General features: G+C 62.5%; 11 protein-coding genes. 4 read left to right on the forward strand and 7 right to left on the reverse strand.

The annotated features are described in order from the left end of the window. Positions 1 to 3: 3 nt before the first annotated feature. The 6 genes from NKH29_RS21445 to NKH29_RS21470 all read right to left on the reverse strand — a co-directional run bounded on the left by NKH29_RS21445 (position 4) and on the right by NKH29_RS21470 (position 6,445). A complete protein-coding gene (locus NKH29_RS21445; RefSeq protein WP_352791014.1) occupies positions 4 to 1,251 on the reverse strand; it encodes an ABC transporter substrate-binding protein in 1,248 nt (415 codons plus the stop codon). Between the two features lie 46 nt (positions 1,252 to 1,297). Beyond that, positions 1,298 to 2,323: a branched-chain amino acid ABC transporter permease gene (locus NKH29_RS21450; protein WP_352638996.1), complete on the reverse strand. Its 1,026-nt coding sequence runs from the start codon at positions 2,321 to 2,323 to the stop codon at positions 1,298 to 1,300. After that, the gene (locus NKH29_RS21455; protein ID WP_023716705.1) at positions 2,320 to 3,321 is read right to left on the reverse strand and encodes a branched-chain amino acid ABC transporter permease; all 1,002 of its coding nucleotides are present in this window, start codon (positions 3,319 to 3,321) and stop codon (positions 2,320 to 2,322) included. The genes NKH29_RS21450 and NKH29_RS21455 overlap by 4 nt, the downstream gene beginning before the upstream one ends. Positions 3,322 to 3,395: 74 nt before the next feature. Beyond that, on the reverse strand, positions 3,396 to 4,736 hold the full coding sequence (locus NKH29_RS21460) for a metal-dependent hydrolase family protein (RefSeq protein WP_023716704.1): 1,341 nt from the start codon (positions 4,734 to 4,736) through the stop codon (positions 3,396 to 3,398). Positions 4,737 to 4,790: 54 nt separating this feature from the next. Further along, positions 4,791 to 5,570 (reverse strand): alpha/beta fold hydrolase, encoded by a 780-nt coding sequence (locus NKH29_RS21465; protein WP_023716703.1) that lies wholly within the window; start codon positions 5,568 to 5,570, stop codon positions 4,791 to 4,793. After that, on the reverse strand, positions 5,567 to 6,445 hold the full coding sequence (locus NKH29_RS21470) for a fumarylacetoacetate hydrolase family protein (protein WP_023716702.1): 879 nt from the start codon (positions 6,443 to 6,445) through the stop codon (positions 5,567 to 5,569). Before NKH29_RS21470 ends, NKH29_RS21465 begins: the two co-directional genes overlap by 4 nt. 21 nt (positions 6,446 to 6,466) lie before the next feature. Here NKH29_RS21470 and NKH29_RS21475 point away from each other — a divergent pair, with 21 nt between their 5' ends. Further along, complete coding sequence (locus NKH29_RS21475) at positions 6,467 to 7,312, forward strand: FadR/GntR family transcriptional regulator (RefSeq protein WP_245278491.1); 846 nt, start codon at positions 6,467 to 6,469, stop codon at positions 7,310 to 7,312. Positions 7,313 to 7,355: 43 nt separating this feature from the next. Here the strand turns inward: NKH29_RS21475 and NKH29_RS21480 are convergent, their stop codons facing one another. After that, the gene (locus tag NKH29_RS21480; RefSeq protein WP_352791015.1) at positions 7,356 to 8,204 is read right to left on the reverse strand and encodes a MurR/RpiR family transcriptional regulator; all 849 of its coding nucleotides are present in this window, start codon (positions 8,202 to 8,204) and stop codon (positions 7,356 to 7,358) included. A 216-nt stretch (positions 8,205 to 8,420) separates the two neighbouring features. On the opposite strand from NKH29_RS21480, the gene murA reads away from it, so the two are divergent. The 3 genes from murA (at position 8,421) to murQ (ending at position 11,656) form a co-directional block, all read left to right on the forward strand. Continuing rightward, positions 8,421 to 9,677 (forward strand): UDP-N-acetylglucosamine 1-carboxyvinyltransferase, encoded by a 1,257-nt coding sequence (gene murA / locus NKH29_RS21485; protein WP_353000538.1) that lies wholly within the window; start codon positions 8,421 to 8,423, stop codon positions 9,675 to 9,677. Continuing rightward, complete coding sequence (locus NKH29_RS21490; protein ID WP_353000539.1) at positions 9,674 to 10,564, forward strand: glucosamine kinase nucleotide-binding domain-containing protein; 891 nt, start codon at positions 9,674 to 9,676, stop codon at positions 10,562 to 10,564. The genes murA and NKH29_RS21490 overlap by 4 nt, the downstream gene beginning before the upstream one ends. 186 nt (positions 10,565 to 10,750) lie before the next feature. Further along, positions 10,751 to 11,656 carry an N-acetylmuramic acid 6-phosphate etherase gene (gene murQ, locus NKH29_RS21495; RefSeq protein WP_502907172.1) on the forward strand — a complete coding sequence of 302 codons (906 nt, stop codon included), beginning with the start codon at positions 10,751 to 10,753 and terminating at the stop codon, positions 11,654 to 11,656. Positions 11,657 to 11,699 lie beyond the last annotated feature (43 nt).

Consider the following 11,699-nt stretch of genomic DNA (forward strand, 5'->3'; position numbering starts at 1 on the left):
CGGTTACGGGCAGCTCGGATTGTCGCGGCTGACAGCCCCAAGCTTGGTGAACTCGTCTTCGGGAATGCCCAGCGTCTGGTTGACCTGCGACACGACTTTGACGAGCTTGTTCAAAAGATTGCCGTCCGGCCCCTCGGTCACCTCGGTCAGGTAGATGTCGGCAATCGCGTTGCGGTTCTTGTCCAGTGACACCTTGCCGGTCGGCGTGTCGAAAGACAGTTTCGAGAGTGCGTCACGCAGTTTGGCGCCGCCATCGGAGACATCGCCGCCGACCTGTTCGAGACCGAGCAATGTCGCCTTCATGTTGACGTAATAGCCGTGGGCGAAGAGCGACGGCGAGGGAAAGGCACCTGGCTGCTTCTTGTAGGCTTCGACGAAAGTTTTCCAACTAGGCGCGTCGTTGGTGTCGGCGGTTGGTCCGGCGGAAGGCGTGCCGACCAGCACGTCGCGCAGCTTGCCCTTCGAGGTCAGCACCGTCTGGTCGACGGTGATCGAGCCACCAATCAAGGGGGCCGCGCCGCCGCCCTGCTGATACTGGGTCAGGAAGTTCACGGCGTCGGCGCCGCCAAGCGCGACGTAGATTGCATCGACGTCATCGGGAATGGCCGCGATAACCGACGAAAAATCCTTGTTGCCGATCGGCACCCAGGATTTGGACGGCACCTTGCCGCCTGCCTTGCAGAACTCGGCCATGAAGCCGAAGACCTGCGTATACGGGAAAGAATAGTCCTCGGCGACCGTAGCGACCCGCTTGTAGCCTTTGTCGTTGAAGGCATAAGTGCCGAGACCGGCCATCCACTGCGCGCCGTCGGTCGAGAAGCGGAAGAAATTTTCCGCCGGGTTGCGCAGCGTCGTGTCCTGCGCCGCCGAGGTGCCATTGATGAAGGTCACGGTCGGCTGGGTCTTGGCATAGTCCTTGACGGCGAGGCCCTCATCGCCCGAAAGCGGGCCGACCAACACCTTGACACCATCCTGCTCGACCAGCTTGCGCGCAGCGCGCACGGCGCTATCAGGTGAAGCGTCGGACGAGCCTTTGACGATTTCGATCTTCTTGCCGGCAACCATGCCGCTGACCTCGTCGAGCGCCGTCTTCGCGCCACGCTCGCCGTCTTCGCCGAGCACCGTGAACGGTCCCTCGAAAGTGGCGAGCAGGCCGATCTTGATCGTGTCGTCGGCGGCTAGCGCCAGAGACGGAGCTGTCAGCCCGGTGGCAAGCGCCAGCGCAAGCAGTGTGCGTCGATATATTCTCATTTTTTCCTCCCTTTGATTGATTGATGCAGTTCATTCCGCTCCGGCGTCACGGACCGGAACGCAAGGACTCCTGAGCTAGCTGCGGTCTGATCCTCCCCCACAACCCAAGAATTCCATCCGGCGAGATGAAGACGATCACCAGGAACACCAGCCCGATCAGCGTGTTGAAACGCTCGGCTCCGACAAGGTCGATGGCAAAGGTCTGCATCAGGACAACGACGAGCGCGCCGAGAAAAGGCCCGATCGGGTGGCGCAAACCGCCGATGACGGCGATGATCAGCACGTCGATGGCTGCATCGACGCCGATCGTGCCGGGTGAAACGCGCCCATTGAACCAGACCAAAAGCACGCCTGCGACACCGGCAATGATTCCAGCCAGGAACCATGCGAAGACCTTGTGTGCGGTGACGTGATAGCCGAGCGCGCGCATGCGACGCGGATTGTCGCGGATTGCCTGCACGGTCATGCCGAAGGTCGAGCGGGCGCCGTAGAGTATCCCCGCGTAGGACAGCACCGCCGAACCCAGGCAGAGATAATAGAAGGCCTTCGGGTCGCGCCAGTTGACGCCCCAGAACACCGGCGCGCGAATGCCGGCATAGCCGGAATGGCCGTTGAAGATCGCGTAGTTTTGCTGGGCGAAATAGAAGGTCGCGGTGGCGATCGCCAACGTGATCATGATGGTATAGATGCCTTCGGTGCGCACCGAGATCCAGCCGATCAGCGCCGATGCCACCGCAGCTGCCAGAATGGCGAAGGGTGCTGCGATCCACCACGGCCAGCCGAGGCCGAGCACGTTCGAATTGTTCTCGCCGAGGATGGCGATGGCATAGGCGGCGATGCCGGCGACAGTGATCTGGGCAAGGCTGACCATGCCGCCATAGCCGGCCAGCATCATCAGCGACAGTGCGAGCATGCCGAAGATCAGCGAATAACCGCCGATCTGCGTCAGGAAGAAATCGGATGCCACCAGCGGGTAGAGAACCAATGCTACGGCAAGGATGATGTGACCGGCGCCGAGCTTCTCCAGCCAGTTCTGTCGAGGCGCGGCGCCTACGGCGACGGTCAGGCTCATCGCGCTTTCCCCATGATGCCTTGCGGCCGCACCGACAGCACTACCACCATGATGACGAAGGTGAGCACGATGCCGTAGGTCGGGAAATAGACGAGGCCGATCTGTTCGGCGAGGCCGATCAGCAGCGCGCCGATTGCAGCACCGGTAATCGAACCCATGCCGCCGACGATGACGACGACGAGCGAGGCCAGGAGATAGCGGACGTCCTCGCCGGGCGCAACCGACAATGCCGAGCCGCCGACGACGCCGGCAAAGCCGGCAAGCCCGGCGCCGACGGCAAAGACGATAGCAAAGACCGCGTGTACGTTGACGCCCGAGGCCGACAGCATGGCGCGGTCGTCGACGCCGGCGCGGACCATCATGCCGACGCGCGTCTTGTGCAGCATCAGCCAAAGGCCGATGCCGATAACGATCGCAGCCGCCAGCACGACGACGCGATAAAGCGGGTAGGTGAGAAACACCGAGACGCCGTTAGACCGCACGGCCGTGACCACCGGTAAGGTCAGTGCACCGTCGAGCCATTCCGGCACCGGGATCTGATAGGTGCCGCCGGCCCAGACCGCCAGCATCAGGTCGGCGGCGACGATCGAGATACCGATGCTGACCAGGGTCTGGCGAAGGTCGTCGCCTTCCAGTCGCCGGAAGACGAAGATCTGCATGACGACGCCGACAAGGGCCAGAACGATGAAGCCCGCGGCGACACCCAGCAGCCAGTAGCCGGTGCGGTTCGCCACCTCATAGCCGATATAGGCGCCAAGCAGATAGAGCGAGCCATGCGCCAGGTTGACGTTGCGCATCAGGCCGAAGATCAGGGTAAAGCCGCTGGCGACCAGGAAATAAAGGCCAGCCAGGGTGATGCCGTTGAGGATGGCGCTGACGAATGCCTTCTTGGAAATCAGGATGGCGTTCAACCAGTCCGGCCAGACGGCAAAGACCAGCCATGCAATGACGGCAGCTGCGAGGAGCCAGAAAAGACCCCACGCCTGTCTGCGCGTCATGCCGCCGCCAGAAATCTCGAGCCCCGAAGTCTTAGGCCGCGAAATGTCGGGCGAAGATGGCCGGTCCAGAATGCTCATGCGGTCAGCCGGCGGCGCTGCTCATTCAAGCGCGGCGCCTTGTGGAACTTGCCGTCCTTCATGATGGCGAGGATGCGGTTCTTGTCCTGCAGGATGCGCACGTCCGATATCGGGTCGCCGTCGATCAACAGCAGATCGGCGAGATAACCTTCCTTGATCATGCCGAGCTCGTCGGCCATCCCCATGATCTGTCCGCCATATTTGGTCCCGGCCTGGATTGCCTCCATCGGCGAGAAGCCAAGCATCTCAACGAAGGTCTGGATGTCCTTGGCGTTGGTGCCTTGCGGCGTCCAGGCAAAGCCGTAGTCGCCGCCGATGCAGACGCGGATGCCGCGTCGATGCATCTTTTTCATCGTCTCGATGCACATTTCGAGCTCGCGCTCATATTCGAGCGAGAGCGGCGAGCCGGGCTTGATGCCCCATTGCTCGGCATGGCGCGCGGTGTTGATCAGCCAGGCGATGCCGGGGGCCACGAAATGCTTGTCCTTGGCCGCCTCGAGCATGTCGAGCGCTTCCTCGTCGGCAAACGAAGCGTGGTAGATGTTCTGGATGCCGTGGCGGACACATTGCTTGACCGAGCCGGATGAGCGCGCATGCGCCGACAGCACCTTGTTGCGGCAGCGCGCCTCGGAGGCGGCCATGGCGACCTCTTCCTCCGACATCGGCGTTTCTTCGGCGCCCATGCCGGTGATGCTTTCGCCGGACAGATTGAGCTTGATGGAATCGACACCGTATTTGATCAGCTGGCGCACCGTGCGGCGGATTTCCTCGGGACCGGAGACAACGATGCCGAGATTGAGGCCTTCATGCGGAATGTGCGAAGGCGCGGAATCGCCGAGGCCGCCGACCGTCGTGATCTCGGGACCGGCGGCGAGGTAACGCGGCCCGGGAAAACGCCCCTGATTGATGAATTTCTTGCACACCACGTCGAGCCGCGGCTTGGCGGCTGCGGCGCCGCGGCCGGCAGTGAAGCCGGCGTCGAGTACCAGCTTGGCCATCTCCATGGTGACCAGCATGTGCTCTTCCACCTCCATCATCTGGATCGGGTCGATGCCGGGCGCGTTGTTCCAGGAGAGATGCAGATGCGCGTCGATCATGCCCGGCATCAGCGTCGCGCCCATGCCGTCGATCGTTGTGACACCGCCTGACAAGCCGCTGTAGGAGGACGACACAGCCGGCGAGCCGAAACGCGACGAGCCCTTGGTGATCTGCTTGATACGGTTGCCCTGAACCAGCACTTCGCCGGTGTAGGGGTATTCGCCGGTCGCATCGAGCACGCGCACATTGGTAAAGAGCGTGCTGCCCGAACCGTTTCCGTTCCAGCCGTCGTCTGCCATCAGAAAACCTCCCAAACTGTCGGGCGCACTGTTTTTACGCCCGAATTCCGATCCTCACCTATCAACGCGTCTCAAAAAATCGGCGAGCCTTTGGCTGCTTTCGCGGGGGCACTCCACCGTGGCCCAATGTCCGCACCGATCGAGGGACAAGAATATCGCTCCCTTTATCCTGTCGGCAAGCGCCTGGCCGACGCTCATCGGATTGATCGTATCGGCGTCGCCGGTAACCAAAAGGGTCGGCGCTGAAATCCGGCGCGTATCCACAGCCGTGGCCTTGGCCAGGGCTTCGCAGGTGCGGGCATAGGCTTCCGGGTCCTGCCTGGTGATGGATTCGCGCACGAAGGCGACGGCGGCCGGCGAGGTCTCCCTGGTATGGGCCGACAGTGCATTGGCAACGATCTGGTCGGCGATGTCGGCGATACCGCCCGATCGCGCCAATCGCGCCCGGTTGGCAAGGCCTTGCCGCGTCGCCTCGGCTGGCTCGGCGAGAGCACCGAACAAAACCAGCGACCTGACCAGCGACGGCTGCATCGCTGCGACCAACTGACAGACGATCGTGCCCATGGAGTGGCCGACGAAATGCGCCCGGGTGACGCCCATGCCCGCCATGGCGCGGATGACGGCGTCGCTCATGACCTCGATCGTCAATGGATCGAGCGGCCGCGGCGAGCGGCCGGATCCAGGCAGGTCGAGGCGGATGACACGGTAGGCCGAGAGCGCCTCCAGCTGCGGCTGGAACATGTTCGAGGTTCCGCCGAGACCGTGGATCATCACCACCGGCTCGCCCTCGCCGGCGACTTCCGCGACAATCGGACCGACGGTGACAGTCGTCATTGCACCCGCTCCACGATCCGGTTCTCCAGCGTCCCGATGCCGTCGATCTCGACCCGCACAATGTCGCCGGCTTTGAGATATTTCGGCGGATCAAAGCCGATGCCGACACCGACCGGCGTGCCGGTGGCGATGATGTCGCCCGGCTTCAAGGTGATGCCTTGCGAAAGCGTCGATATGATCGTCGGAATATCGAAGATGAGCAGCGATATTTTGGAATTCTGGCGGAGGTCGTCATTGACGAAACAACGTACCGAAGCGTTTTCCAGGTCGAGCTCATCCTTGGTGATCGCCCATGGCCCCATCGGGCAAAACGTATCCTGCGACTTACCGATTAGCCATTGGCTATATTTTCCCTGCAGGTCGCGGGCAGTGACGTCGTTGACAATCGTATAACCCCAGACGTGATCGTAAGCCTCGGCTTTCGAAATGCCGCGTCCGCCCTTGCCGATAATGACCGCCAGTTCCGCCTCATAATCGATCGCAATCGATATGGAAGGGTCGATCAGCACGTTCGAATGTGTTGCAACGACCGATTCGGGGACCTTCGAGAAAATGATCGGATGTTGCGGAATGGCGCCGGCACCGGCGCTCGAATCGAAGCCGCTGCGGGCAAACTCGTGGGCGTGTTCATAATAATTCTTGCCGACGCAAAAGATGTTGCGGGCAGGCAAAGGTATCGGCGCCTCGAGCTCGACCTGCGCCAGCGGAACCGGCGACAGCGTGCGCGGCATCCCGGCGCCGTTGCGCCGCAACAGCGCCAGCACGCCAGACAGCGCCTGGTCAACAGGGATATCGAAGGGGGCGACCGACTGATTGTCGACATCGACAACGCCGACGCGACGTTCGCCTGCAATCGAAAACGTCGCGACCTTCATTCGTTCCTCCCTGAACCTTTTATGAGCCAATATAAGCTCTTTCGTTACACGCTATCGCCGATTGGTTTAGGCTGCAAGAGGGTTTTCGTCACTTGTCGCGGTAAATCGGGCCTTGACCTCATCAGGTACTGGACCGGCAGGGCGCCGGCTGATAGTATTGGTTCAACATTGGATCAGATTAAAAGCTCTCAACAAATGCCCAAGCTCGTCGCCAACGACATCGCCACTGTGCTGAAAAAACGGATTTCGGCCGGCGAGTGGCTTCAGGACGGGCGGATGCCGCCCGAGCGCGACCTTGCGGCCGAGTTCGGCGTGGCGCGCAATACGGTGCGTCGTGCCGTCGGCTTCCTGGAGGAGGACGGAACGGTTGTCCGGCATGTCGGGCGCGGCACTTTTCTGACTGCGACCAATCCCGATTCCATCGCGGCGACGGTCACGCGGATGGAAGGCACCAGCCCCGCCGACATGATGGAGATCAGGCAGTTGCTGGAGCCAGCGGCGGCGGCCTTCGCCGCCACAAATGCCAGCATGGCGGAACTAAACGCGGTTCGCGAAGCGCATCAGACCGCATGCGCTGCCGAGGACATGCCGGACTTCGAGCATTGGGACGCCGAGTTCCATCACTGCGTCTTCGCCTGCTGCCGCAATGACTTCCTGAAAGAGATTCACAATCTCATGCGCACGATTCGCAACCAATCGCCGTGGTTCGAAATGAAAAAGCGCTCATTCTCGGAGGAGCGCAGGCGCGTTTATTGCGACGAGCATCAGACAATATTGGACGCATTGCTGCGCCGCGACCCGGAAAGCGCCAACCAGGCGATGCTCGCCCATCTCAAGACAGTCGAGCGCAACCTTCTGGGCCGCTAATAGACGCGCGGCTCAAGGAGAGCGGGTGAGATGCGTCCAACGACTAAGCCTTCAGTACCGAGACGGCCAGTTCGCTGTTGTGGACGTATTCGTTGGCGTCAGGCTGCTTCTGCACGAGCAGGATGAACAGCAGGTCGGTGAGCGTCAGTTGTGCGTCGCGCGCGGTTATCGACGAAGAGCGCGCGCGCTCTTCATCGGCGATCGTGTGGAGGCGAATGTCGGCAACGCGGCTCAGCGGATTGTCGCGAAGTCCAGTGACGGCGATCACGGTGGTGCCACGTTTGCGAGCCAGTTCGGCTATCCGCAGGGTTTCGATGCTCGCCCCGGAATAGGAGAGCGCGAACAGCACGTCGCCTCGTCCAAGCGTCGAGACATTGGCCATTTGCACATGGCTGTCGCTGTCGTGCAGCACGTTGCGGCCGAGCTTCATCAGCTTGTAGGAGAAATCGCGCGCCACGAGCGAGGATGCGCCGACGCCGGCCAGATGAATGCGGCGCGCCCCGTTCAACGCTTCGAGGGCTTTGCCGATTTCCTGCTCGGTGTTGGCTGCGACGGTCTGTTGCATCGACAAGAGCTTGCTGCCGATCAGCTTGCGCAAGATGACCAGATAGCTGTCGCCGACCTCGATCGAACCGTGGATCATGCCGGCCGGCACGTGCCATTCCTGCGACTTGGCCTCGCTGACGGCGAGCTTGAGCTCCTGATAGCTTGCATAGCCGAGCTTCTGGCTGAACTTGACGACGCTCGACTGACTGCGGCGGATTTCGGCGGCGAGCGCCGCCGTCGACAGGCGCAGCATCTGGTCGGGATTGTCGACGATGTACCGCCCGATCTCGCGATCGCCGGGCGCCATGATCTCGAGCTTGGCCTCGATCTTCTTCAGGACGGACATGCGTTCCCCTGTTGCCAGTCATCGACAATGCCAAGCCAAGGAATAAATTATTCCGTTCCTGATTGACAGCCAAGAATGATCTATCAAATCTCGATCCGTGCGGTTTCGGCCTAGCCTTTCGCCCACACCAACGATTCGGACATGCACGGGAATTCGGACAGGAAAGATCGCCTGCAAGCGCGTAGACTCGCCGACACCTTGGATTAGGGCAGAGCCATGGATAGATTGCGGATCGTCGGCGGGCACAGGCTTGAGGGCGCGGTGACGATCTCCGGCGCCAAGAACGCGGCCTTGCCGCAAATAGCGGCAGCTTTGCTCAGCCCCCACCCGCTGCAGCTGACCAACCTGCCTGAGGTGACCGATGTCGACAACATGCTTGGCGTCGTCGGGCTTCATGGGGCTGAAGTCACCAGATCGGCGCATGCCGCCACAATCGATGCCAGTGCTGCCGTCTCTAGGGAGACAAGCTACGACACAGTCAGGCGCATGCGCGCGACGGTGCTGGTTCTCGGTCCGCTGCTTGCCCGCTTCGGCCATGCCCGGGTCTCGCTGCCTGGCGGATGCGCGATCGGCGCACGGCCGGTCGACATGCATGTCGCCGCGCTTGCGGCACTTGGCGCCGACATTGCCATCGAAAACGGGCTGATCGTCGCGTCTGCGCCGGGCGGACTGAAAGGCGCGCCCATCGTTTTGAGCTCGCCGTCGGTCGGCGCGACCGAAACTGCGATGATGGCGGCGACGACTGCACACGGCGAGACCGAGATCCTCAACGCGGCCCGCGAGCCGGAGGTGGCCGATCTTGCCGCCTGCCTGAACGCCATGGGCGCGCGGATCGAGGGCGCCGGCACGCACCGCATCCTGATCGCGGGCAGCACAGACTGGCGCGCCGCCACGCACGACATCATCCCGGACCGGATAGAGGCCGGCACCTATGCCGTCGCAGCGGCTATCACCGGCGGTCAGCTCGAGCTGACCCACGCGCGGCTCGAGCACATGGCATCCGTCGTCCAGCTGCTCGAAGCAGCCGGTGTGAAAATATGGCCGGGCGACCGCGGGCTGATCGTGTCGAGAGACGGGCCACTCGAGGCGGTCGACGTGACGACGGAGCCCTATCCGGGCTTTCCGACCGATCTTCAGGCGCAGTTCATGGCGTTAATGTGCTGTGCCGAGGGCGCTTCGCTGTTGCGCGAGACGATCTTCGAGAACCGTTTCATGCATGTGCCCGAACTGATGCGGCTCGGCGCCAATATCAAGCTGCAAGGCACCATGGCGCTGGTGCGCGGAGGCGAGAAGCTGAAGGGCGCGCAAGTGATGGCGACCGACCTGCGCGCCTCCGTCTCGCTGGTGCTGGCGGCCCTGGTGTCCGAAGGCGAGACAACGATCAACCGGGTGTACCACCTCGACCGTGGCTATGAGCAGCTGGACCGCAAGCTCCGCCTGTGTGGCGCCCAGATCGAGCGGATAAGTGGATGAGTGCCGGCGCGGTGTCTCCGGATTATTTCCTGGGCGTCGATGGCGGCGGAACCGGCTGCCGGGCGCGTATCGAAGACGAGGCAGGAACTGTGCTCGGGCAAGGCCTGTCGGGCCCGGCGACAACGCGGCTCGGTATAGAGGCGGCCTGGGCCTCGATTGCCAAAGCCTTTGGCGCGGCGATCGAAGAGGCAGGGTTCGCGGCGGTGGAAATCGCCAGGATCCGCGCCGGCATCGGTCTTGCCGGCATCGGCCGCAAGGGTGCGCTCGAGGCGTTTCGTGGCATCGAACATCGCTTTGCGAGCATCGACTTCGTCAGCGACGGAGTCGCGGCTTGCCTTGGCGCTCATTCGGGTCAAGACGGCGCCATCGTCATAGCCGGGACCGGTTCGATCGGGCTCGGCTTTGTCGAAGGGCGCGACCTGCGCGTCGGCGGCTACGGTTTTCCGATTTCCGACGAGGGCAGCGGCGCCGATCTCGGACTAAAGGCAGTGCAGCTTACCTTGCGTGCCCATGACGGCCGGCATGAGCGGACGGCGCTGCTGACCGAGGTGATGCAGCGCTTCAGGGACGATCCGTTCGAGGCGGTGGCCTGGATGGACCGCGCCAGCGCGACCGACTATGCCGCCTTGGCGCCGATGGTGATCCGCCACGCCGACCAGGGCGATCCGGCCGGACGGCGCATCGTGCAAGGTGCTGCCGAGCAGGTCGACACGTTCGTGCGGGTGCTGTTCGAAAAGGGCGCGCCGCGGGTTACGCTGCTCGGCGGTCTGTCCAGCCCGCTAGAGCCATGGCTCGCTCCCGACGTCCGCCGACGTCTGAAGCCGGCCGATGGCGATGCGGTTTCGGGAGCCATAATCCTGGCTAGGAAATCCCTGTGTCAGCGATAGTGCTCCTGCCTGAAGGAATATTATATTCCTAGAATCCGTTGACACGAGGAATATCGAATTCTAAAAAGTTAACCAAGCAGAAGCAAGTTGCCGGTCGCCGGCTGCGGGCACTGGACGTCGGCTGGCACCGCATCACATTCCTGCTCACAGCAGATTGAAAGCAAGCAAGTGGTCGAACACGGGTTGATGTCGGAGCTGGAGCGATTGGTTTCCGAGGACCGGAATCCGAAGACGATAGACATCGATCTGTTGCCGACCCTCGAGGTGCTGCGCAAGATCAATGACGAGGACAAAGGCGTTGCGGCAGCCGTCGAGAAGGTCATTCCCGACATTGCTGCGGCCGTGGACCGGATCGTGAGCGCGTTCCAGAAAGGTGCACGCCTTGTCTATATGGGCGCGGGCACGAGCGGCCGGCTTGGCGTCCTCGACGCCTCGGAATGTCCGCCGACCTTCGGCGTGCCCGAGGACATGGTGATGGGCCTGATCGCCGGCGGCGTCGACGCGCTGGTGCACTCCGCGGAAGGCGCGGAGGACGATCCGAAGCAGGGAATAAAGGCGCTGCAGGACATCAAGCTGACCGCCGGCGACGTGGTGGTCGGCATCGCTGTCAGCGGACGCACACCCTATGTCATCAGCGGCTTGACCTATGCCAAGCAGGTGGGAGCCACCACCGTGGCGCTGTCCTGCAATCCGCGATCGACCATTGCCGGAATTGCCGATATTGCCATCTCTCCGGTGGTTGGACCGGAGGTCCTCACCGGCTCGACCCGACTGAAATCGGGAACCGCGCAAAAGCTGGTGCTCAACATGCTGTCGACCGCCAGCATGATCCGCATCGGCAAGAGCTATCAGAACCTGATGGTTGACCTCAATCCAAGCAACAAGAAGCTGATCGCCAGGGCGGTCAGGATCGTGATGCAGACGACCGGCTGCGCGGCGCAGCAGGCACGACAGGCACTCGACCAGACCGGCAATGACGTAAAACTGGCAATCCTGGTGACGATCACCGGCATGGGCGTCGAAGAAGCACGTAAGGCGCTTGCCAATGCGGGAGGTTTCCTGCGCAAGGCGATAGGCGAAAAGACGGTGTAAGACCGCATGGATGCTGGGCCGATGTTCCGGGGCGTGTGTCCCT

It is taken from the genome of Mesorhizobium sp. M1295 (genome assembly GCF_040318135.1).
GTDB lineage: Bacteria > Pseudomonadota > Alphaproteobacteria > Rhizobiales > Rhizobiaceae > Mesorhizobium.